Here is a 22,863-nt window from a genome sequence, read left to right on the forward strand (position 1 = left end):
GAATTATATCAAAATATTAAACGATCTTCGGAACAATGAAGAACTGGCCGTCCTGCTCGGGAGCATTGGCCAGGATTTCCTCTCGGGCGTAATCCTTGCGGACCTCGTCCCTGCGCAGCACCGTGGTGTGCTGCACCGGGCTGTAGAGGGGTTCCACCTCGTCCGTATTCAGCTCGCCCAGCTTGTCCATGTAGGCGAGGATGTCGCCGAGCTGCCCGGCGAACAGTTCCAGCTTGTCCTGGCTCAGGTCAAGCCGCGCGAGGCCGGCGACCTTGGCCACTTCTTCGGGGCTGATCTTCATGCTGACTCCTTTATGCGTGACCCGGCTACGGGGCCGGGGGCGTGTCGTCCGGATTGGCCGAAGGCGGTCTGCTTTCGGCTTCGATACGCTTTTCGTAATTCTCCATGCGCCGCTCGCGCCGGGCCTGGGCCTTGGCGATGCGGGCCGCGATCCGCTCGGTATCCACGATCTGCTTGCCGTTGGACACCGGGGTGAACAGGTAGAGGTTCTGGCTGGCCGTGCCGTGGTCGTCCCAGGTCATGGGGGCCATGCTGAAGTCCATGTCCTGGACCTTGCGGATGCGCTTGTTGACCAGGTCGCTGTCCCAGGACGCGGGCAGAGCGCCGAACTTCCCGGCGAAGCGCAGGAAGTCGTATCCCAGCGCCACCCAGAAATCGGCCTGGCCGAGTCCCTCTTCGGTCAGCGCGGACTGCAGCGCCTTGCCGCCGTCGGAGCCGTCCCACCACGCGCCGGGGCAGACCGCCAGCCGGTAGTAGTGCTCGTCCACGTTCTTGGCGTCGTCCAGGGCGCGGCTCCACAGGCCGGGGCCGAGAAAGACCAGTTGCTCGCCCTCGTAGAAAAAGAAGTTGGGCAGCAGGGTCTGGGCCTGACGCCAGCCGTCCGGGATGAACACGGCCCCGAAGTCGGGCAGGGGCAGGGGCACGTCCTTGTTGTCGCTGAAGTCGGCGGGCACGTTCAGGAGCCTGCCCACGCGCTTGGACCACTGCTTGAGGTCCTGCGGCGGATAGGACTGCATGCCCTTGATCCGCCCGCCGAGGGGCGCGGCCTCGCTGTAGAAGGTCTGGGCCATGGTCCGGCCGAACTTCTCCTCGGGATAGAAGACCGCGAGGTCGGTGATGCCGAGCTTGTCCACGGCCAGGGAGACCAGGCTGCGGACCTCGTCGTTGCGGCTGGTGAAGAAACGCCAGGCGTCCTTGCCCTCGGACAGGTCGCCCAGGGAGGAGAGGAAGGCGAACACGGCGCGGTGTTCAAGCACGCCCGCCGCCGGAGAATCGGGTTCGTAGAGCCGCTTGAAGGCGTCCACGCGCAGGGGGCCGCCGACCACGGTGAAGTGGCCCGGCAGTTCCGCCAGCCGGGTTTCCCAGCCCGGGGCCTCGGAGTTGATGACCCGCAGGTCCACGTTGACGCCCTCCTGGGCCAGCCGCCACTGGGCCAGCCCCGCGCCGCGCAGGATCTTCACGCCCACCTTGGCGTAGGGGCCGGTCACGGGCAGGACCAGGGCCAGCCCGATGGTCGGCAGCCCGTAGCGGGCCTCCAACTCGGCCAGCCGGGTCTCCAGCGGCACCCGGTCGACCAGCTCGCTGTTCGCGGCCAGATCGCGCAGGGTGCGCCAGGAAGCGGCCCAGGCTTCGGGGTCCGACGCCTTGCGCACGCCGCGCTCGAACGCCACCAGGGCATAGGGGAACCGCCACTGGTCGGCCGGGGTGACGGCCTTGGCCAGGGTGTCGACCGCCCCGTCGTCCAGGCCGAGGAGGCGTTGCTGGTAGTCGTTTTCAAGGAGCGCCCTGTCCCGGTCGTCCGGGGCCTGGGCATGGAACTTGGCGAGCACGTCCAGGGACCCGGGGTAGTCCTCGTGGGTGCGGAAATATTCACCGTACCACAGGGCCACCTCCTGCTTGGTCGCCCAGGGAACGTTGGTGCTGTCGAGCACCCATTGCAGGTGGTTGCGCAGCCGCTCGGTCTTGGCCAGACCGGCCATGGCGTCCAGGTAGAGCCGCTCCCAGTCCGCCCGCTCCAGGGCCTTGGCGTCCTCGTTGGCCCACTGCTCCAGGGCGATGCGCGCCTGGTGGTAGTGGCCGTTGGCGGACGCGGACTCGGCCAGCCGGGCGTAGATGGTGGGCATCTCGCTGCGGACCAGGTCCTGGCGCTCCAGGGCGGCGGCGTAGTACAGCTCGGCGGCTTCCCACCGTTTGGCCTGCCACGCGGCGTCGGCCTCCACCAGCAGGTTGGGCGTGGACAGCAGGTCCGCGCTCTTGACGGGCTGCGTTCTCGGCGCGCAGCCCCAGGCGAACACGGCTACAAGGGCCAGACAGGCCAGAATCTTGGCGATATATGCGGATTGTTTCATGGGGGCGCTGTGGTGCATTGTCGGTTCGGCCTCGGCGGTAGCCCTCGGCCAGATAAAAAAACCCGGCCCGCAGCAATGCGGACCGGGTAATGCTATACTTCGCTTGGCCTTTGAAGGCAAGCCGAACTACTTGACCTCGGTGTAGTCTGCGTCCACCACGTCGTCGTCATCCTTGGCGGACGAACCGGCCGCGCCTGCGGCGGCCTCGGGGCCGGGACCGGCCTGCTCGGCGTTCTGCTGGGCGTAGAGCTGTTCGGCCAGCTTGTGGGAAGACTGGGCGAGCTCGTCGGCCTTGGCCTTGATCTCGGTCTCGTCGTCGGTCTCCAGGGCCTTCTTCACGGCCTCGATCTTGGACTCGATGTCCGCCTTGAGGGTGGCGTCCACCTTGTCGCCGAGGTCGCGCAGGGACTTCTCGGAGGTGTAGACCAGGGTATCGGCCTGGTTGCGGGTCTCGATGAGCTTCTGCTTCTTCTTGTCCTCGTCGGCGTGGGCCTCGGCGTCCTTGACCATCTGCTGGATCTCGTCGTCGGACAGGCCCGAGCTGGCGGTGATCTGGATGGACTGCTCGCGTCCGGTGCCCAGGTCCTTGGCGTTGACGTGGACGATGCCGTTGGCGTCGATGTCGAAGGAGACCTCGATCTGCGGCACGCCGCGCGGCGCCGGCGGAATGCCGGTCAGCTCGAAGTTGCCGAGCAGCTTGTTGTCCGCGCACATGGGGCGCTCGCCCTGGAAGACCCGGATGGACACCGACGGCTGGTTGTCGGATGCGGTGGTGAACACCTGGGACTTCTTGGTCGGGATGGTCGTGTTGCGCTCGATGAGGTGCGTCATCACGCCGCCCATGGTCTCGATGCCCAGCGACAGCGGGGTCACGTCGAGGAGCAGGACGTCCTTGACGTCGCCCGCCAGGATGCCGCCCTGGATGGCCGCGCCCATGGACACGACCTCGTCCGGGTTCACGGAGCGGTTGGGCTCCTTGCCGAAGAAGGACTTCACCTTCTCCTGGACCAGGGGCATGCGGGTCATGCCGCCCACGAGGATGACCTCGTCGATGTCGGCGGCGGACAGGCCGGCGTCCTTCAGCGCCTTGCGGCACGGTTCGACGGTGCGGTCCACCAGGTCATCGACGAGCTTTTCGAGCTTGCCGCGGCTGATCTTGACCATCATGTGCTTGGGCCCGTTCTGGTCGGCGGTGATGAACGGCAGATTGACTTCGGTCTCCATGGAGGAGGAAAGCTCGTGCTTGGCCTTTTCGGCGGCCTCCTTGAGGCGCTGCAGGGCCATGCGGTCCTTGGACAGGTCGATGCCGTTCTCCTTCTTGAACTCGTCCACCAGGTACTCGATGATCCGGTGGTCGAAGTCCTCGCCGCCCAGGAAGGTGTCGCCGTTGGTGGCGCGCACTTCCACGACGTTGTCGCCCACTTCCAGGATGGAGATGTCGAAGGTGCCGCCGCCGAGGTCGAAGACCGCGATCTTCTCGTTGGCCTTCTTGTCGAAGCCGTAGGCCAGGGACGCGGCGGTGGGCTCGTTGATGATGCGCTTGACCTCGAGGCCCGCGATCTTGCCCGCGTCCTTGGTGGCCTGGCGCTGGGAGTCGTTGAAGTAGGCCGGAACGGTGATGACCGCTTCGGTGACCGGCTCGCCCAGGTAGATCTCGGCGTCCTTCTTGAGCTTCTGCAGGATCATGGCGGAGACTTCGGGCGGAGAGTATTTCTTGCCGTCGATCTCGACCCAGGCGTCGTTGCCGTTGCCGGCCACGATCTTGTAGGGACAGTGCTGCTGCCACTTCTTGACCTCGGGCGCGTCCGAAGAGCGGCCCATGAGGCGCTTGATGGCGAAAACGGTCTTTTCGGGGTTGGTCACGGACTGACGCTTGGCGATGTCGCCGACCAGCCGTTCCTTATCGGTAAAGGCGACCACGGACGGGGTGGTCCGGCCCCCTTCGGGGTTGGTGATGCATTTGGGGTCCTTGCCCTCCATGACGTAAACGCAGGAGTTGGTGGTTCCCAAGTCGATCCCTATGATTTTACCCATATTATTCCTCCTAAAATATATCAGCGAATTGTACGTGAATTTTCGTTACTTTCTTCAATAATCACGCGATTCGGCTTGTAAAGGCCGGAGCGTCAAAAAAACTACGGCTTGTTGACCATCACCTTGGCCGGACGCAGCAGCCGACCCTTGAGGCGATAGCCGTTCTGGATCACCTGGGCGATCTGGTTGTCGCCGAGGCCGGGCTCCTGAACGGTCCCCACGGCGTCGTGCACCTCGGGGTCGAAGTCCGCGCCCTTGGCGGCCTGCACCACTTCCAGGCCGTGGCCCTTGACCGCGTCGACGAACAGCTTGCGGGTCATGTCCACGCCGATGACGAAATTCTTGCACTCGGCGGACAGCCCGTCCGTGTGGGCCAGGGCCAGGTCCAGGTTGTCGAGGATGGGCAGCAGGTCGGCCAGGACGGACTCGCCCGCATACTTCTTCATCTCCTCGGTTTCGCGCAGCAGCCGCTTCTTGACGTTCTCGGAATCGGCCAGGGCGCGCAGCCGAATGGACTCCGCCTCCTTGAACACGTCGCAGCCGGGACAGATGGATTCCTTGCACAGGGCGGCCAGCTCCTCGCGGCTCAGGGAGACCTCGGTCTCGCCCGCCTCGTCGGCCTGGTCCGGGGCCTGGCCCCCTTCCGCCGCCTGTTCCTCGCCGAAGATCTTGCCCTCGTCGTCGTAAAGGCCGTTGATGGGCACGTCGTTTCTATTTTTCGCCATGAAAATCAAATCCTTGGAAGTCGAATTGTAGTTTGGAAAGCCCCGCAGGCAGCGAGACCTGTGGGGAAAATAAGCATGGGGATAAGGTTGTCAATAACCGGTATGACAAGAAAAACCGCCCGGAAGCGGACAGGGACGATTCATGCGGGGATCAGAGGCGGAACTCGCCGTTCTCGTAGATCAGCTTGGGGGTGCCGTCCTTGAGCCAGGCCGTGACCCGCTTGGGCTGGGTGTTGACCAGGTCCCAGTGCATGTCCGAGCTGTTGAAGCCCAGCTCGTATTCCAGCTCCGGGGTGAGCATTTCGGCCGGGCCGGCGAAGCTCTCCAGGACCGAGCCGCCCAGGGCGATGTGGCAGTTGCCGTGCTCGCCGCCGAAGTTCTCGTCGAGCAGGGTATGGGCCATGAACCGGTCCACGCGCGAGAACCGCTTGTCGGTCAGGGAGAACTCCCCCACCCGGCGCGCGCCCGCGTCCGAATAAAGCTGCTGCTGGACGAAGGTCGCGCCCCGCTCGGCCTCCACCGTGGTGGCGATGCCCCCGGAGAACTCAAGGGAGAGGCCGAAGAGCAGCCGCCCGTAGCGCAGGGTCGGCTGGTCCGCGTAGTAGATTCCGTCCACCTTGCGCGAGTCCGGGGCCACGTAGATCTCGTAGCCCGGGATGTTGGCCCCGTTCACGCCCACAAACCGGCGGTTCTCGCCCATGCCCACGGTCAGGTCCGCGTTCTCGGACTCCACCTTGAGCCGGTCGATGGCCAGCCCGTCGAGCCAGGCGCCGAGCTCGCCCACCTCGCGCTGCATCCGCCGCCACTCGCGCACCGGGTCGGGCATGTTCAGCCAGCAGGCGCGCAGGAGCGCCTTGGCGTACTCGTCCAGGGTCATGCCGGACGCCTCGGCCAGGGCCTCGGTGGGATAGATGCAGGTGGTCCAGCCCATGGCCCCGGACTGCCTGCGCCGCTGGAGGATGCGCCGGTTGGGCGTGTCGGCCCGCCTGGCCTCGGCGATGGTCCGCGGGTCCACGGTCTGGAGGTGGGTCAGCTCCTCCGGGGCGATGATGTTGATGACCCCGCCCACCTGGGAATAGAGCTCGGCCAGGCCGGGCTGCTGAAACAGGAGCTGGCCGTAGCTGGAGTTCAGGTAGCGCTCCATCTCCATGTAGGGCGTGGGGTTGGCCATGGTCACCGGGGAGAGGTGCATGTCCATGAGCCGGGAGTAGACCGCCTCGGCCAGGGCCAGGCCGGGGATGTCGTAGCGGATGAGCACCGGCTCGCCGTTGCGCAGCGGGCGCTCCCTGGATTCGGCCAGCGCCCAGGTCAGGACCTCGGCGTAGTTCTCCATGTCTATCTGTTCGTACAGCGGCACAGTGGCTCCCTTGTTCCGCGGCATTGGCGCGGCGGTCCTTCCAGGGTAGCCAAGGAAGGGGTGTCCGGGCAACCGTTTTCCCGTGGCCGCGCCCCTTTACATCCGGACCGACCGGTCGTACACCGGTCCCATGCCCGTACTCCCCATTCCCGACTACGCCCCCCCCTTCCCCTTCGGCTCCGGCGACCTGGCGACCCTGTACCCGCCCCTGTTCCGGCTCAACCCGCTGACCGCGCCCGAACCGGAGCGCGTGGAGCTGGCGGACGGCGACTTCCTGGACATGGACTGGCACCGCAGCCGCGCGGGCGACCCGTCCGGGCTGGTCATCGTCAGCCACGGCCTGGAGGGCAACTCGCGGCGCAAATACGTGCTCGGCATGGCCGCCGCGGCCACCCGGCTGGGCTGGGACGCGGTCTGCTGGTCCCAGCGCGGGTGCAGCGAGGAGCCGAACCGGCTGGCCCGCTCCTACCACTCCGGCGAGACCGACGACCTGCACGAGATCATCCTCCACTGCCTGTCCGCCGGGCGCTATTCCCGCGTGGTCCTGATCGGCTTTTCCATGGGCGGCAACCAGATCCTCAAGTACCTGGGCGAAGACCCGGGCCGCGTGCCCGGCGAGGTGGCCGGAGCCGCCGTGTTCTCGGTGCCCTGCGACCTGGACGCGGCGGAAAGGATCATCTCCGGCCGCCGCGTGTATTTCGAATATTTCATGCGCGGCCTGCGCCGGAAGATGCGCGAAAAGGGCGAACGGTTCCCGGACGTGGTCCGCGCCGAGCGGCTCAAGGGAATCCGCACCCTGCGCGATTTCGACGACCGGTTCACCGCGCCGGTAGGCGGGTTCGCGGACGCCGCCGACTACTATGCCAAGGCGTCCAGCCTCCAGTTCCTGCGCGACATCCGGGTGCCCGCCCTGCTGGTCAACGCGCAGAACGACCCGTTCCTGTCGCCCTCCTGCTTCCCGGTGCAGGAGGCCATGTCCAACCCGAGCCTGTTCCTGGAGATGCCGGTCTGCGGCGGCCACGTCGGGTTCGTGCTCCGCAACCGGGAGAACGTCTACTGGTCCGAGCGGCGGGCCGAAACGTTCCTGGCCGGGCTGCCCCGCTGATCCCGCCCGTGGAAACGAAAACGCCCCCTTGCGGATTGTTCCGCGAGGGGGCGTTTTTCGTTCCGGCGAGGAGCGGTCAGAACCGGCACCGCTTCTTGACCAGTTGCAGGGCCGCCAGGGGGACCAGGGCGCTGATCATGGCCCCCATGCCGATGAGCATGGGCTTGTCCGCCCAGTCCAGGGAGATGAGCTGCATGGCCACGGCCGCGATCATGAAAATCTCGAAGGTCAGGATGCCGGAGGCCGCGCCCACGTCCGTGTCCACCTGGTCCAGGATCATGGAATTGGAGATGGGCCGCGAGAAGCCCACCGAGAAGGTGATGCAGATCATGGCGGCGGCCACGGTATATGGGGTGTCGCCGCCCAGGACGAGCATCAGCACCCCGCCCAGGAAGAAGGTCCCGATGGTGAAATAGAGCATGTGCAGGGGCTTGTACACGCCCGCCAGCCGGGTGCAGGCCAGGGAGCCGAGCATGAAGCCCAGGGCGTTGAACCCGAAGTAATAGCCGAAGACGTCCTCGGACAGGCCGAACCGGTTCATGTAGATGTCCGTGGACCCGCCGATGAAGGCGAAGTGCGGCAGGACCATCAGGGCGAACCCCAGGGACAGGACCATGAACGGCAGGTTGCGGGCCACGGTCAGGTAGCGTCCGGCCACGGCCAGGAACCCGCCGCTCGTGAACCGGGTCACCGGCTCCTTGAGCTTGTATACCCCGTACAGGCCGACCAGGGCCAGGCAGGACTGGGAGACGAAGATCAGCCGCCAGGACGCGAACTTGAGCATCAGCCCGCCGATGGTCGGGGCCAGCATGGGCGCGAAGGCCATGATCACCCCGATGTAGGCCAGGATCTTCTGGCGCTCCTGACCGGAATAGAGGTCCTTGGACAGGGCCAGGGCCAGGGAGGACGCGGCCGCCGCCCCCGCCGCCTGGACGCAGCGCCCCGCCAGCAGCATGGCGATGGACTGGGAGGCCGCGCACAGGCTCGTCCCGGCGATGAACAGAAAAATGCCGACCATGAGCACCGGCCTGCGCCCGAACCGGTCGGACAGCGGGCCGTGGATCAGCAGGAACACGCTGAAGGTCGCCATGAACAGGACCAGCGACAGGTTCACCGTGGCGAAGGACACTCCCCACAGGGCCTGCAACGTCGGGATGGCCGGAAGGTACATGTCCGTGGACAACGGCGGAAAGGCCGCCAGCAGGGAAAGCAGGATCAGATTGGGCATCGGCTCCTCAAAAAGTTGAAGGCGCAACTTTCAAGAAAGAACCGCCCGATGTCAAGCGGTGATTGGCGGCGGGCCCGTGCGTGCCAAAAGAAAAGGGGCCGGCGTCCCTGCGGACGCCGGCCCCGGATGATCGTGATTCGAGGGCCTAGTCGAAGACCAGCGCGCCGTCGCGCTCGTCCACGGTGACGGTGTCGCCGTCGGTCAGTTCGCCGCCGATGAGCTTGCGGGCCAGCGGGGTCTCCAGGTTGTGCTGGAGATACCGGTGCAGCGGGCGCGCGCCGAAGGACGGGTCGTAGGCGGACTGGGCGATGAACCCCTTGGCCCGGTCGGTCAGGACCAGGCCGATCTTGCGATCGGCCAGACGGCTGCGCAGCCCGGCGGCCAGCAGGTCGATGATGCCCACCAGCTGGTCCTGGGTCAGGGGCCGGAAGAGCACGGTCTCGTCCACGCGGTTCAGGAACTCCGGCCGGAAGTGGCGGCGCAGGACCTCGCGGACCTGGTCCTCCACGCCGGGCTTGAACTCGCCCTGCTCGTCGATGCCGTCGAGCATGAACTCCGCCCCGAGGTTGGAGGTCATGATCACGATGGTGTTCTTGAAGTCCACGGTCCGCCCGTGGGAGTCCGTCAGCCGCCCGTCGTCGAGGATCTGGAGCAGGACGTTGAACACGTCGTGGTGCGCCTTCTCGATCTCGTCGAACAGGATGACCGAGTACGGCTTGCGCCGCACGGCCTCGGTCAGCTGGCCGCCCTCGTCATAGCCCACGTAGCCCGGAGGCGCGCCGATGAGCCGCGCCACGGTGTGCTTCTCCATGTACTCCGACATGTCGATGCGGACCATGTTGTCCTCGGTGTCGAACAGGGCAGCGGCCAGGGTCTTGCACAGCTCGGTCTTGCCCACGCCCGTGGGGCCGAGGAAAATGAACGAGCCGATGGGCCGGGTCGGGTTCTTGAGGCCCGCGCGGGCGCGCAGCACCGCGTCGGCCACGGCCTGGACAGCCTGGTCCTGGCCGATGACCCGCTCGTGCAGGACGTCGGACAGCCGCAGCAGCTTCTCGCGCTCCCCTTCCATCAGCCGGGAGACGGGAATGCCGGTCCACTTGGCGATGACCTGGGCGATGTCGTCCGGGCCGACCTCCTCCTTGACCATGCGCGGGCCGTCGCCGGTCTCCAGCGCCTCGTTGCGCTGATTCAGCTCCTTCTCCAACTGCGGCAGCCTGCCGTATTCCAGCTCGGCGGCGCGGTTGTAGTCGGGAATCCGCTTGGCCTCGTCGATCTCGCGGCGGACGTTCTCGATCTCGCCCTTCAGCGAGCGCAGCCGCTCGATGGAGGACTTCTCGTTCTCCCACTGGGCCAGCAGCGCGGACTGGGATTCCTTGAGTTCGGCCAGCTTCTTCTCCAGCTCGGCCAGCCGGTCGCGCGACCCCTTGTCGGATTCGCGCTTGAGCGCCTCGCGCTCGATCTCCAGCTGCATTATCTGGCGGTTGGCCTTGTCCAGCTCGTAGGGCTGGGAATCGATCTCGGTGCGGATCAGGGCGGCGGCTTCGTCAATGAGGTCGATGGCCTTGTCCGGGAGCTGGCGGTCGGTGATGTACCGGTTGGAGAGCACCGCCGCCTCCACGATGGCCGCGTCCGCGATGCGCACGCCGTGATGCACCTCGAACCGCTCGCGCAGCCCGCGCAGGATGGAGATGGTGTCCTCCACCGACGGCTCCTCGACCAGCACGGTCTGGAAGCGGCGTTCCAGCGCCGGGTCCTTCTCGATGTACTTGCGGTACTCGTCGAGCGTGGTCGCGCCGATGCAGTGCAGCTCGCCGCGCGCCAGCATGGGCTTCAGGATGTTGCCCGCGTCCATGGCTCCGTCGGTCTTGCCCGCGCCCACGATGGTGTGCAGCTCGTCGATGAACATGACGATCTGCCCGGCGGACTCGGCGACCTCCTTGAGCACGGCCTTGAGCCGTTCCTCGAACTCGCCCCGGTACTTGGCGCCCGCGATGAGCGCGGACATGTCCAGGGAAAACACGGTCTTGTCCTTGAGCCCCTCGGGCACGTCGCCCTTGACGATGCGCTGGGCCAGCCCCTCGGCGATGGCCGTCTTGCCCACGCCCGCCTCGCCGATGAGCACCGGGTTGTTCTTGGTGCGGCGGGACAGGATGCGGATGACGCGCCGGATCTCGCCGTCGCGGCCAATGACCGGGTCGAGCTTGCCGGAGCGCGCCTCCTCCACGAGGTCGCGGCCGTACTTCTTCAGCGAGTCGTAGGTCGCCTCCGGGTTGTCGGAGGTCACGCGCTGCTTGCCGCGCACCTCTTCCAGGGCGGCCAGGACCTTGTTCTTGTCCAAACCGAACTGCTTGTTCACGCGGCCCACGCCGGTGTTGCCGGACTCGTCCATCAGGGCCACGAAGAGATGCTCCACGGAGACGTACTCGTCCTTCATCCGCTTGCGCATGTCGTCGGCGGCCACCAGCAGCTTCTGCATGCGCTGGGTGACCACGATCTGGTCCGGGCGCGCGCCCGAGCCGGTCACGCGGGGGAGCTTGGCGATCTCGGCGTCGATGGCCCCGAGATACCCGTCCGGGGCCACGCCGAGCTTGCGCAGGATCTGTCCCGCCAAGCCCTGCTCCTGGGCCACCAGGGCGTGCATGAGGTGTTCGCAGTCTATCTGTTGGTGTCCGCTCCGAATGGCCAGGTTCTGGGCCTCGGACACGGCTTCCTGTGTTTTTCGCGTAAAGGTATTGGGATCCATACGGTTACCTCCTCACGTAATGTATATTTATATCAGTCGCTTGAGTTCCACGACTTCCTTTTCCAGTTCTTCTATCCGCTCCATCAGGTCCACGATGATGGACCCGCCGTAGACCGAGACCTCCAGGTCGTGCACCAGCCGCATGAGCTTGTGGATGCGGTACACGTCGCGCAGTCGGAAGAGGTATTCCTCCGACCCGGTCTTCTTGGGGCTGATCCAGCCCAGGTCCACCAGTTCGCCGATCTCGTCGGACTGGATGGAGGTCAGCTGGACCAGTTGGGCCCAGGCCACGTATTCGCTCCGCTCGGGCAGGTTCAGGCCCGGCATGTGCATGATCATTTCCTGCAATTTCTTGGTGGTCATCGTCCTACCTCTAGAAGCTTCTCGGCTTGAATTGGGACACGTCGCGCAGCTTTTCCATCAGGTCCCGCTCCTCGGTGGTGAGGCGTTCGGGGACCTGGATCATGATGCGCACGAACTGGTCTCCCTTGCGGGAGCCGGAGCCGAGCCCGCGGCCCTTGATGCGCAGTTTCTTGCCGGAACCGATGCCGGGCGGAATCTTCATCTCCACCGCGCCGTCCAGGGTGGGCACGCGCAGGGTGGTGCCGAGCGCCGCTTCCCACGGGGTCAGGGCGAGGTCCAGGACCACGTCCGAATCCGACACCTTGAACATGGCGTGCGGCATGAGCTTGATCTTCAGGTACAGGTCGCCCTTGGAGCCGCCGTTCAGGCCGGGATTGCCCTGGCCCGCCAACCGGATCTTCTGGCCGTCCTTGATGCCCGCGGGCACGTTGACCTCCAGGGTCTTGGTGGTCATGCGCGGGAACCCGTCGGGACCGGCGGTCTGCTCCTGGAGCGAGATGGTCTTCTTGCCGCCTCGGAAGGCCTCTTCCAGCGACAGCTCGTAGGACGCCTCGGAGTCCGCCCCCCTGCGGGGACGCTGCTGATAGCCGCCGAAGTCGCCCTGGGAGAACCCGCCGGACTGGAAGCCGCCACGGAAGGAGCCGCCTCCGCCGCCACCGCCGAAGATGGTCTCGAAGAAGTCGGAGAAGCCTCCGCCGCCACCGCCGAATCCGGAGCCGCCGAAATGGACGTTCTCGTAGCCCGGCGGGGGCTGGAAATTCTGCCCGTGCTCCCAGTTGGAGCCGAACTGGTCATAGAGCTTCCGCTTCTTCTCGTCCTTGAGGACTTCGTAGGCCTCGTTGATTTCCTTGAACTTGGCCTCCGCGCCCTCGTCGTTGGGGTTGAGATCGGGGTGGTACTTGCGGGCCAGCTTCTTGAAGGCCTTGCCGATCTCTTCCTTGGACGCGGAACGGGACACGCCGAGAAGTTTGTAATAGTCTCTATATTCCATTAGAATCGTTTTCCTTCATGCAGACGAAATAATAATTTTACCGATGCTCACCTAAAGTAATCTGCCTGTACGGGGTGTCAAGACCGAAAACGGATTCCGAATCATACTTTCCACAGAGTTATCCACAAAGCGAAAAGGAGGCGTTCATGAACAACCCATTCCGGCTCGCGGCCTGCCTGACGATTCTTTGCCTGGCCCTGGGTTCCGCCGCCTGGACCCCATGGGGGGCCATCTACGGCTCGGCCCGCGACGAACGCAGCGTGGGCGACCAGGCCTCGGACAACAAGATTTCCCTGTCCATCAAGGGGACCCTGGCGGACAAGGACTCGAAACTGGCGCTCAAGGTGCACGTATACTGCTTCCTGGGTCACGTCTATCTGGTGGGAGCCATCGACGACAAGGACTTCCGGGCCTTCGCCATACGGACCGCCAAGGGGACCGAGAACGTGGGCAAGGTCACCGACTACTTCAAGAAGGAGACCGACACCACCGCCGACGACCTGGAGATCGCGGCCAAGGTGCGCACGGACCTCATCGCCGAGGGCGACCTGAGCGCCACCCAGATCGAGCAGGAAGTCATGGACGGCGAGGTGGTTTTGCTGGGCATGGTCCGGTCAAAGGCGGACGCCGCCCTGGCCGTGAAGGTGGCCAGGGGCGTGAAGGGAGTGAAGAAGGTCACGTCCTTCCTCATCCCGAGCAAGTAGCGGATGGGGAGATCAGGCGGCGGAACGGTTTTCGGAGAAGGGACGGCAAAGCCCCCGGTTGAGGGCGTCCGCCAGATCGGCGGCGCTGGCCACCGGCACGGAGAACCGCGTGGGGCAACGGCCCAGCTCCTCGAGGGTGTGGGCGTCGGACCCGGCCACCTGGCTCAGCCCGTGGCGCACGGCCAGCCGCAGCCCGAGGAGGTTCTCCGCCCTGGAGTTGCGCCCGTTCTCGACCTCGGCCGCAGAGCACAGCCCGCCCGCCAGGACGGCGGGATCGGCGGGCCGCAGGGTCCGGCAGGGGTGGGCGGACACGACCGCGCCGCCCAGGGAGCGGACCCGCTCCAGCAGGGGTTCGGCCCCCAGGCCGCCCGGCAGGGAATCGAGGTTCCCGAAGACCAGGTAGTCGCCCTGGGGTGTGGCGTATTCCATGCCCACGATGACCAGCAGCCCGTCCGGCTGGAACCCCTCCCGCAGCTGGGAGCGGACGGCCATGGTGTCGTGGTCCGTGATGCATACGCCGTCCAACCCCATGGCGCGGGCGTGGGCGAGGATCTCGCCGGGCCGGAGCACCGAGCATTGGGAGCAGGTGGAATGGACGTGCAGATCGATGAGCATTATTGCATACTACCCCTGCTTGCGGTGATTGCAATGCGATTGTATTTATGGATACACATGCGGATCATAGAATTTCCCTATATCGGAACACGCCATGGATAAACGCTGCATCCTGATCCTGCTCGACGGCCTGGGCGACCGCTCCCACCCGCAACTGGGCGGGCTGACCCCGCTCCAGGCCGCGCACACGCCCTGCCTGGACCGGCTGGCCGCCGCCGGGGCCAACGGCCTCTACCACGCCACCTTCTTCGGCCAGCCCCTGCCCTCGGAGAACGCCCACTTCGCCCTGTTCGGCGGGCTGCCCGGCGAGTTTCCCGGACGCGGCCCGCTGGAGGCCCTGGGCGCGGGGCTTGCCCTCGGCCCGGACGACGTGGCCGTGCTGACCCACTTCGCCCACATCGGCCCGGACCGGGACGACCGGCTGGTGCTGCTCCGCGACAAGGTCAAGGTCTCGCCCGAGGAGCGCGAAACACTGTTCCGGTCCGTGGACCGCTTCGAGCACGGCGGCGTGGAAATCTCCCTGCACCCGGTGGGCGGGCTGTTCGGGGTCCTGGTCCTGCGCGGGGACGTCTCCCCCTTTGTCACGGACACCAACCCCATGGTGGACGGGCGGCTCCTGCCCCCCGCCCCTGCCCCGCAGCTCCCACGCCGACGATCCGGCCGCACTGCGCACGGCGGACGCGCTGCGCGCCTACCTCCTGCACGCCCACCGCACCCTGGCGGCCCTGCCGTTCAACCGCGAGCGGGCCGAGGCCGGGCAGGTCCCGGCTGACGGGCTGGTCACCCAGCGCGCCGGACGGCTGGTCCCCTGCCCGTCCATGGGGGCGCGCTACGGGCTGCGCGGCCTGTGCATCACCAGCGGAGTCCTGTTCGCCGGGCTGGCCCGGTTCCTGGGCATGGACTTTTCGAACGCGCCGGACACCGGCGATCCGGGCGCGGACCTGGCCGATCGCGTGCGCACCGCGCTCGACCGGCTGGACGACTTCGACTTCATTCACGTCCACACCAAGACCCCGGACCAAGCGGCCCACACCAAGGACCCCCTGGCCAAGGTCCGGGTCATCGAGTCCCTGGACCGTGGGCTGGCCGAGGTGGCGGAGCGGCTCACCGACGACCCGCGCGTCCTCCTGGCCGTGACCGCCGACCACTCCACCCCGAGCTGCGGGCCGCTCATCCACTCCGGCGAGCCGGTCCCCCTGCTCTTCGCGGGCGAGGGCGTGCGGCGCGACCAGGTCACCCGCTTCGACGAGGTCTCGGCGGCCGGGGGCGCGCTCGGCTGCATGCGCGGCCGCGAGTTCCTGTTCTCGGTCCTCAACCTCCTGGACCGCGCCCGGCTGGCGGGCATCCACGACTCCCCGGACCAGGTGGAATACTGGCCCGGCGACCATCCCCCCTTCATCCTCGATCCCAAGGAATAGGCATGCACCCACTCGGCTTCATCCACGGACGGTTCCAGGTTCTGCACAACGACCACCTCGTCTACCTGCTGGCCGGGAAGGCGCTCTGCGAGCGGCTGGTCATCGGGATCACCAACCCGGACGCGGACTCCATCCGCGACGAGCCGACCAACCCGGAACGGTCCACCGCCGAGAGCAACCCGCTGACCTTCGAGGAGCGCAAGGCCATGATCGAGGCGGCCATGGTCGAGGCCGGGGTGGACCGCCATTCCTTTTCCGTGGTCCCCTTTCCCATCAACCGGCCCGAGCTGATCCGGCAGAGCGCACCCGGGGACGCGGTCTTCTACCTGACCATCTACGACGACTGGGGACGGGAGAAGCTCGCGCGGCTGAAAGGATTGGGGCTGGCGACCCACGTCATGTGGGAGCGGCCCGAGGACGAGAAGGGCATCAAGGGGACGGACGTGCGCGCGGCCATCCGCGACGGGGGCGAGTGGCAAAGCCTGGTCCCGCCCTCGGTGGCGGCGCTGGTGGAAAAATGGAGGCTAAAGGACCGATTCAACGGCAACTAGCCGTCACAGGGGCGGCAGGGCCGAGTCCTCGCGGTCGTAATCCTTGCTGTCCGGGTTGTAGCAGTAGCGGCAGACGCCCGGCAGACGGAACCAGCGGATGAGCACGATGCCCGCCACGAAGCCGCCGACGTGCGCCCACCAGGCCACGTCCTGGGCCCCCTGGACCTTGGAGTATATCCCGGAGAAGACCTGGAGCAGGAACCAGAACCCCAGGAAGAGCGACGCCGGGATGCGGAAGATGAACGGAAAGAAGAAGACCGGGATCAGGGTCAGGACCCTCCCGTGGGGGTAGAGCACGATGTACGCGCCGAGCACCCCGGCCACGGCCCCGGACGCCCCCACCACCGGCATGGGCGAGCTTCCCTCGAAGACCATGTGGGTTCCCACCGCGGCCAGCCCGCAGAGCAGGTAGAAGAGCACGAACCAGCCGTGGCCGGTGACGTCCTCGATATTGTCCCCGAACAGCCAGAGCATCCACATGTTCAGGATCAGGTGCAGCCAGCCGCCGTGCAGGAACATGTACGTGACCAGCGGCCATCCAAGGGTCTTCGGATAACCCGCCCAGACGGCCCAGTCCGGCTCCATGAACCGGGCCGGGACCACCCCGAAGAGATGGTAGAGCCGGGCCACGGCGTGGGGGTCCAGGGTGCGCACGTAGAGAAAGGCCAGCACGTTGACCGCGATGATGGCGGACACGGCGTAGGGAATCGTCACCCTGGGCACGTTGCTCCGCAGGGGGATCACGCCGGCCCCTCCCCGCCCGCCCGCTCGCGGTCCAGCTCTCCGGCCAGTCCGGGCCACAGCCCGTCCATCCACGCTTCGGTCGCCCTGTCGCGGTCGGCCAGGGCGGCCAGGGCCGCCGCGTCGAGGCGCTCCGCTTCGCGCTCCAGGTGGTCCAGCCCGGCGGAATTGTCGGCCACGAAGTCGCAGGCCGCGAGCTTGTCCTTCTCCGGCCACTGCCAGGAGTCGAACACGGCCAGGATCTCCGGCGGCAGGTTGCGCAGCCTGCGCAGCTCGCCGGTCCGCTTGTCCGCCGGACAGCGCACCCCGGCCACCAGGTCGACCATGCCCTCCTTGTGCCAACCCCCCTCCAGGAGCAGCGGAACCTCGGCATAGGCCACCGGTTCGTCGCGGTGGGCCTTGAAAAACTCCTCGCACCGGTGGCGGACCATGGGATGGACCATGTCGTTGACCTCGCGGCGCACCTGGTCGGACTCGCGCATGGCCGCGAACAGCCCGGGTTTGTCCACCCCGCCGTCCTCCAGGGTGTACGCCCCGCCGAACCGCTGGTTGATCATGGCCGCGCCGTCGCCGCCGGGATTGTACAGCTCGGCCACGCACTCGTCCGCCGAGAAGCAGGGGCGGCCCATGGCGCCCAGGAACCGCATCAGGGCGGACTTGCCGCCGCCGGGCATGCCCACGACGCCCACCCGCAGGCACTCGCGCGGCAGCCCGGCCAGGAGCGCGCAAAAGTCCTCGGGCGGGGGAAGCCAGCGGGTCACCGGTTCGCCGGTCTCGGGATGGAACACGGAGAGATAGAAGGCGTGGAGCATCTGGCGCGGGGCCAGCCCGGCCAGCAGGTCGGGCCGCCGCTCCCACTCGGCGCTCTCGCGCGGGCCGTAGACCGCGTCGCCGAGCAGCGGATGGCCTATGTGGGCCATGTGCACCCGGATCTGGTGGGTGCGCCCGGTGTGGATGCGCACGGCCACCAGCGAGGCCAGCCCGCGCGGGCCGGTCCACAGCACCCGGTAGTCGCTGCGCGCCTCGCGCCCGCCCTTGTCCACCACGGCCATCTTGGTCTTCTGGCTCGGATGGCGGCCCATGGGCGCGTCCACGGTCCCCTGGGCAGGGGTCGGAACGCCGTGCACCAGGGCGAGGTAGACCTTGAAGACGTTGTGCTCGGCAAAGTCGGCGGACAGCTTCAGCCGCGCCGCCTCGGTCCGGGCCACGGCCATGACCCCGGAGGTGTCCTTGTCCAGCCGGTGCACGATGCCGGGCCGCTGCTCGTCCATGCCGCTCTTGTCCGCCGCGATGTCGGGCCAGCGGTGCAGCAGGAGGTTGACCAGGGTCGGCCCGGGCTCGCCCGGCGCGGGGTGGGTGGTCAGCCCGGCGGGCTTGCAGACCATGAGCATGGCCGCGTCCTCAAAGAGCACGTCGAGCCGCCCGCGCACGGGATCGGGCGCGCCCTCCCCGGCCTCGGGCTCGGCAGCGCCGATGACCGTCTTCTCTCCCGCCGCGAGCTTGTACTTGCCCTTGTCCACGACCCGCCCGTTCACCTTGGCCAGGCCGGACTCGATCCACGCCTTGACCCGTCCGCGCGACACGCCCTCGTCCGCCAGCTCGCGGCCCCAGAACTTGTCGAGCCGCGTGCCGCCGTCGGCAAAGGAAATGGTCCGTTCCCACTGTTGTTCGTTTTTCGTATCCGTCATGATCAAAGTGATATACCGGGAATCATTGGAAAGTAAAATTCAATTTGATTTTATCTACTGTCCTAACAGGAAATTGGCTCTTGACCCGATTTGCGCATCGGCATAGAAAAAAGAAATTTTGCGCAATTGAAAATTTCTTTAGATAATATCACAACCCATAACCAAAGAGAGGCAAACCATGGCCTTACACCTGGTCGACCACCCTCTGGTCAGGCACAAGGTGGGTCTGCTGCGACAGCACGACATCTCCACCAGCCACTTCCGCACGCTTGCGAATGAAATCACCCGGCTTCTGACATACGAGGCGACCAAGGACTTCGAGACCGAGAAACGGACCATCAAGGGATGGGCCGGCAAGGTCGAAGTGGACTCCATCAAGGGCAAGAAAGTCACCGTGGTGCCCATCCTGCGCGCCGGTCTCGGCATGATGGACGGCGTGTTCGACATGATCCCCGGCGCCAAGGCGTCCGTGGTCGGTTTCTACCGCGACGAGGAGACCCTGCAGCCCGTCCAGTACTACGTCAAGCTGGCCAAGAACATCGAGGAGCGCATGGCGCTCATCCTCGACCCCATGCTGGCCACCGGCGGCACCCTGAACGCGACCATCAACCTGCTCAAGGATGCGGGCTGCCAGTCCATCCGGGGCCTTTTCCTGTGCGCCGCGCCCGAGGGCATCGAGCGCATCCTGACCGCGCACCCGGACGTGGACCTCTATACCGCTGCGGTGGACGAAAAGCTGAACGACGTGGGATACATTCTCCCTGGTCTCGGTGACGCCGGAGACAAAATCTTCGGCACCAAGTAGGCAACACGGCACGCTCCAGAGCGTGCCTTTTTTTAGAGAGATGCAATGAGGGGCAACAAAGGAGTCGGGGGGCTCCGCAACAAGAGAGGAGTTGGCAAATCATGAGTGACGTGCATTCCACTGAGTACAATTTCAAACCCAAGAACGCCCTGCTCGGCGCGCAGATGCTGTTCGTGGCCTTCGGCGCGCTGGTCCTGGTGCCGCTGCTGACCGGCCTGGACGCGAACGTGGCCCTGTTCACCGCGGGTGCGGGCACCCTGCTGTTCCAGGTCGTCACCCGGGGCAAGGTGCCGGTCTTCCTGGCCTCCAGCTTCGCCTTCATCGCGCCGATCATCTACGGCGTGCAGACCTGGGGCATCCCGTCCACCATGTGCGGCCTGTTCGGCGCGGGCATCCTCTACGTCATCCTGAGCATGCTCATCCGCATCTACGGCTCCAACATGCTGCGCCGCGTGCTCCCGCCCGTGGTCACCGGCCCGGTGATCATGGTCATCGGCCTGATCCTGGCCCCGCCCGGTCGCCGTGCACATGGTGCCTCCGCGCGCTGGCCCGCGGCTCGGCTCGGCTGCACGGGCGCCCCGGTCGCCGTGCACATGGCCCTGGGCCGCACCGGCGACGGCTCCGCATGGCTGGTGCCCAACACCACCGCCATGATCATCGCGGGCGTGGCGCTCCTGACCACCATTTTCGCCTCCCTGCTCGGCAAGGGCTGGATCAAGCTCATCCCGATCCTGCTCGGCATCGCGGTGGGCTACGTGACCTCCATCATCCTGGACATCACCGGCTTTACCGCCGCGCAACAGGCCGCCTTCGACCCCGGCGCGCTCCAGAACTGGACCGCCCCGGTGCTGGTCAGCTTCGGCAAGATCGCCGAGGCCCCGCTGCTGGCCCTGCCCAACTTCACCTTCCCCACCTGGAACCTGGAAGCCATCCTGTTCATCGTGCCCGTGGCCATCGCCCCGGCCATCGAACACTTCGGCGACATCCTGGCCATCGGCGGCATCTCGGGCAAGGATTACGTCAAGGACCCGGGCATTCACAAGACCATGCTCGGCGACGGCCTGGCCACCTCCCTGGCCGCGATGCTCGGCGGCCCGCCGAACACCACCTACTCCGAGGTCTCCGGCGCCGTGGCCCTGACCCGCGCTTTCAACCCGGCCATCATGACCTGGGCGGCCATCACCGCCATCATCCTGGCCTTCGTGGGCAAGCTCGGCGCGTTCCTGAACACCATCCCGGTCCCGGTCATGGGCGGCATCATGATCCTGCTCTTCGGCGCCATCACCGTCATCGGCATCAACACCCTGGTGCGCGCGGGCAACGACCTGATGCTCCCCCGCAACCTCGCCATCGTGGCCATCATCCTGGTCTTCGGCATCGGCGGCATGAGCTTCGACCTGGTCATCGTCAAGCTCGGCGGCATCGGCCTGGCGGGCATCGTGGGCGTGGTCATGAACCTCATCCTGCCCTGCAAGGACTGCAACGATCCCTGCCCGACGAGGTGAACGCCTCGGGCCCGGATCATCACACCGACCTCTAGCCGACACGCATCCCAAGGCCCTCCGCCGAAGTGCGGGGGGCCTTTTTTCATGGCCCGCGCCAGCCCCTTTTCCGATGGACCGGGCCGCGGTTTACGGGCTATAAGGCCCGAATCAGGAGGATTGACCCCATGCGCGAGACAGTGACCGGACTGGTGCTGACCTACAACGGCGAGCGGTGGCTCGAACAGTGCCTCAAATCGCTCGACTTCTGCGACGAGCTGCTGGTTGTGGATTCCGAGTCCACGGACCGGACCCGCGAGATCGCGGAGCGATGCGGGGCGCGCGTCCTGGTCCGCGCCTGGCCCGGGCCGGTGGACCAATTCAAGTTCGCCCTCAAGGAGGTGTCCACCACCTGGGTGGTCTCCCTGGACCAGGACGAGATCCTGACCGACGAACTGCGCGAGTCCATCCGCACGGCCCTGGGCCGCAAGGAGCACCTGGCGGGCTACTACGTGCCGCGCAGCTCCTTCTACTTCAACCGGTTCATGAAGCATTCCGGCTGGTATCCGGACCATCTGCTGCGGGTCTTCCGCTGCGGCCAGATGGAGGTCAGCGCCTCGGGCGCGCACTACCATTTCAAGCCGCGCGGCGAGACCAAGAAACTCGCCGGGGACATCCTTCACTACCCCTACGAGTCCTTCAGGCAGCACATGGACAAGATCAACTATTACGCCGAGGAGGGCGCGACCGCCCTGCGGGCCAAGGGCGTCTCCAGCGGCCCGGGCAAGGCCTTGCTCCACGCCGTCATGCGCTTCATCAAGCTCTACCTGCTCAAGCTCGGCTTTCTGGACGGCACCGCCGGGCTGTGCAACGCCCTGGCCGGATTCTACTACACCTTCCAGAAGTACATCCGCGTCAACGAAAAGGGGAAATGGGGCGACGCCTAGCAAAAACCTTGCGCGCGACCGAACAAATCTGTTCCAAACAACCATTTGGTTGTGCTAATCATTCCCACAGCGAAACAAATCTGCCTTTCCCGGAGGAATCATGGACTTCAACATTTCCCAATTGGCCGAGACCCTTACCTTCTACGTCACCCAGTACGGGCTGCGCATCATCGTCGCCCTGCTCGTCTTCATCATCGGCCGCATGATCGCCAAGGGCGTGGCCAACGGCTCCAAGAAGGTCATGCTTAAAGCCTCCGTCGACGAGACCCTGGCAGCGTTTCTCAAGAACATCATCTACTACGCCCTGCTGGCCGCGGTGGTCATCGCGGCGCTCGGGCAGGCGGGCATCAACGTGACCAGCTTCCTGGCCGTGCTCGGTGCCGCAGGCCTGGCCGTCGGCCTGGCGCTCAAGGACTCCCTGTCCAACTTTGCGGCGGGCGTCATGCTCATCCTCCTCAAGTTCTTCAGGAAGGGCGACTACGTCACCGTGGGCGGCCAGTCCGGCACGGTCTCGGCCATCAACATCTTCAACACCGTGCTGACCACCCCGGACAACAAGGTCATCACCGTCCCCAACTCCGCCGTGCTCGGCGGGACCATCACCAACGTCACGGCCAACGACACCCGGCGCGTGGACATGGTGTTCGGCATCGGCTACGACGACGACCTGCTCAAGGCCAAGAAGACCCTGGAACGGATCATTTCCGAAGAGCCGCGCATCCTGCCGGAGCCCGCTCCCGTCATTCAGGTCAACGAGCTGGGAGACTCCTCCGTCAACTTCGTGGTCCGGCCCTGGTGCAAGACCGGCGACTACTGGGGAGTGTATTTTGCGATCACCGAGAAGGTGAAGCTGGTGTTCGATGCGGAGGGGATTTCGATTCCGTATCCGCAGACCGATGTGCACGTGTATCCTACCGACAAGCAGTAGGGTTTTCGCGCCCTCGGCGCGATGGATGGATAACTGGATAATGACGGAAGGCCGCCTCTATGAGGCGGCC

General features: G+C 66.1%; 21 protein-coding genes. 9 read left to right on the forward strand and 12 right to left on the reverse strand.

Annotated features, from left to right (window positions below):
- Positions 1–16: 16 nt before the first annotated feature.
- From gatC to AWY79_RS15015, 5 genes are all read right to left on the reverse strand, one after another.
- Positions 17–301: an Asp-tRNA(Asn)/Glu-tRNA(Gln) amidotransferase subunit GatC gene (gene gatC, locus AWY79_RS14995; protein ID WP_066805729.1), complete on the reverse strand. Its 285-nt coding sequence runs from the start codon at positions 299–301 to the stop codon at positions 17–19.
- 25 nt (positions 302–326) lie between these two features.
- Positions 327–2,369, reverse strand: coding sequence for a type 1 periplasmic-binding domain-containing protein (locus AWY79_RS15000; protein WP_066807273.1), 2,043 nt, complete (start codon positions 2,367–2,369; stop codon positions 327–329).
- Positions 2,370–2,495: 126 nt separating this feature from the next.
- Complete coding sequence (dnaK, locus tag AWY79_RS15005) at positions 2,496–4,403, reverse strand: molecular chaperone DnaK (protein ID WP_066805731.1); 1,908 nt, start codon at positions 4,401–4,403, stop codon at positions 2,496–2,498.
- Between the two features lie 101 nt (positions 4,404–4,504).
- Positions 4,505–5,128: a nucleotide exchange factor GrpE gene (locus AWY79_RS15010; protein WP_078063800.1), complete on the reverse strand. Its 624-nt coding sequence runs from the start codon at positions 5,126–5,128 to the stop codon at positions 4,505–4,507.
- Between the two features lie 151 nt (positions 5,129–5,279).
- Complete coding sequence (locus AWY79_RS15015) at positions 5,280–6,485, reverse strand: aminopeptidase (protein ID WP_199533821.1); 1,206 nt, start codon at positions 6,483–6,485, stop codon at positions 5,280–5,282.
- 82 nt (positions 6,486–6,567) lie between these two features.
- Here AWY79_RS15015 and AWY79_RS15020 point away from each other — a divergent pair, with 82 nt between their 5' ends.
- Positions 6,568–7,590 carry a YheT family hydrolase gene (locus AWY79_RS15020; RefSeq protein ID WP_233490934.1) on the forward strand — a complete coding sequence of 341 codons (1,023 nt, stop codon included), beginning with the start codon at positions 6,568–6,570 and terminating at the stop codon, positions 7,588–7,590.
- Positions 7,591–7,666: 76 nt separating this feature from the next.
- Here the strand turns inward: AWY79_RS15020 and AWY79_RS15025 are convergent, their stop codons facing one another.
- From AWY79_RS15025 to AWY79_RS15040, 4 genes are all read right to left on the reverse strand, one after another.
- The gene (locus AWY79_RS15025; protein WP_066805734.1) at positions 7,667–8,818 is read right to left on the reverse strand and encodes a multidrug effflux MFS transporter; all 1,152 of its coding nucleotides are present in this window, start codon (positions 8,816–8,818) and stop codon (positions 7,667–7,669) included.
- 145 nt (positions 8,819–8,963) lie between these two features.
- Entirely contained in the window at positions 8,964–11,561 is a 2,598-nt protein-coding gene (clpB, locus tag AWY79_RS15030; RefSeq protein WP_066805737.1) for an ATP-dependent chaperone ClpB, read from the reverse strand.
- Positions 11,562–11,588: 27 nt separating this feature from the next.
- Complete coding sequence (locus AWY79_RS15035; protein ID WP_199533822.1) at positions 11,589–11,924, reverse strand: chaperone modulator CbpM; 336 nt, start codon at positions 11,922–11,924, stop codon at positions 11,589–11,591.
- Positions 11,925–11,934: 10 nt separating this feature from the next.
- On the reverse strand, positions 11,935–12,915 hold the full coding sequence (locus AWY79_RS15040; protein WP_066805740.1) for a DnaJ C-terminal domain-containing protein: 981 nt from the start codon (positions 12,913–12,915) through the stop codon (positions 11,935–11,937).
- Between the two features lie 146 nt (positions 12,916–13,061).
- Here AWY79_RS15040 and AWY79_RS15045 point away from each other — a divergent pair, with 146 nt between their 5' ends.
- Positions 13,062–13,619, forward strand: coding sequence for a BON domain-containing protein (locus AWY79_RS15045; RefSeq protein WP_078063802.1), 558 nt, complete (start codon positions 13,062–13,064; stop codon positions 13,617–13,619).
- 12 nt (positions 13,620–13,631) lie between these two features.
- Here AWY79_RS15045 and AWY79_RS15050 read toward each other — a convergent pair whose 3' ends face one another.
- The gene (locus AWY79_RS15050) at positions 13,632–14,234 is read right to left on the reverse strand and encodes a PHP domain-containing protein (RefSeq protein ID WP_066805743.1); all 603 of its coding nucleotides are present in this window, start codon (positions 14,232–14,234) and stop codon (positions 13,632–13,634) included.
- A gap of 94 nt (positions 14,235–14,328) precedes the next feature.
- Between AWY79_RS15050 and AWY79_RS19435 the strand changes: the two genes are divergently transcribed.
- From AWY79_RS19435 to AWY79_RS15060, 3 genes are read left to right on the forward strand one after another with little or no spacing between them, the layout of a single operon-like run.
- Positions 14,329–15,006, forward strand: a complete 678-nt coding sequence (locus AWY79_RS19435; RefSeq protein ID WP_233490935.1) for an alkaline phosphatase family protein — start codon at positions 14,329–14,331, stop codon at positions 15,004–15,006.
- A gap of 46 nt (positions 15,007–15,052) precedes the next feature.
- Positions 15,053–15,652, forward strand: coding sequence for an alkaline phosphatase family protein (locus AWY79_RS19440; RefSeq protein WP_233491056.1), 600 nt, complete (start codon positions 15,053–15,055; stop codon positions 15,650–15,652).
- Between the two features lie 2 nt (positions 15,653–15,654).
- Positions 15,655–16,203, forward strand: coding sequence for a hypothetical protein (locus AWY79_RS15060; RefSeq protein ID WP_066805746.1), 549 nt, complete (start codon positions 15,655–15,657; stop codon positions 16,201–16,203).
- Between the two features lie 3 nt (positions 16,204–16,206).
- Here the strand turns inward: AWY79_RS15060 and AWY79_RS15065 are convergent, their stop codons facing one another.
- Together AWY79_RS15065 and AWY79_RS15070 are read right to left on the reverse strand one after the other, a co-directional pair.
- Positions 16,207–16,947, reverse strand: a complete 741-nt coding sequence (locus AWY79_RS15065; protein ID WP_066805749.1) for a rhomboid family intramembrane serine protease — start codon at positions 16,945–16,947, stop codon at positions 16,207–16,209.
- Complete coding sequence (locus AWY79_RS15070; RefSeq protein ID WP_066807287.1) at positions 16,944–18,632, reverse strand: dephospho-CoA kinase; 1,689 nt, start codon at positions 18,630–18,632, stop codon at positions 16,944–16,946. The genes AWY79_RS15065 and AWY79_RS15070 overlap by 4 nt, the downstream gene beginning before the upstream one ends.
- A 178-nt stretch (positions 18,633–18,810) precedes the next feature.
- Between AWY79_RS15070 and upp the strand changes: the two genes are divergently transcribed.
- The 4 genes from upp (at position 18,811) to AWY79_RS15090 (ending at position 22,793) form a co-directional block, all read left to right on the forward strand.
- The gene (gene upp, locus AWY79_RS15075) at positions 18,811–19,437 is read left to right on the forward strand and encodes a uracil phosphoribosyltransferase (RefSeq protein WP_066805752.1); all 627 of its coding nucleotides are present in this window, start codon (positions 18,811–18,813) and stop codon (positions 19,435–19,437) included.
- A 101-nt stretch (positions 19,438–19,538) separates the two neighbouring features.
- A complete protein-coding gene (locus tag AWY79_RS15080; RefSeq protein ID WP_066805754.1) occupies positions 19,539–20,942 on the forward strand; it encodes a uracil-xanthine permease family protein in 1,404 nt (467 codons plus the stop codon).
- Positions 20,943–21,106: 164 nt separating this feature from the next.
- Complete coding sequence (locus AWY79_RS15085; protein ID WP_066805755.1) at positions 21,107–21,865, forward strand: glycosyltransferase family 2 protein; 759 nt, start codon at positions 21,107–21,109, stop codon at positions 21,863–21,865.
- Positions 21,866–21,965: 100 nt separating this feature from the next.
- The gene (locus AWY79_RS15090) at positions 21,966–22,793 is read left to right on the forward strand and encodes a mechanosensitive ion channel family protein (protein ID WP_066805757.1); all 828 of its coding nucleotides are present in this window, start codon (positions 21,966–21,968) and stop codon (positions 22,791–22,793) included.
- Positions 22,794–22,863: the final 70 nt, after the last annotated feature.

This window comes from Pseudodesulfovibrio indicus, from assembly GCF_001563225.1.
GTDB classification, from domain to species: domain Bacteria; phylum Desulfobacterota; class Desulfovibrionia; order Desulfovibrionales; family Desulfovibrionaceae; genus Pseudodesulfovibrio; species Pseudodesulfovibrio indicus.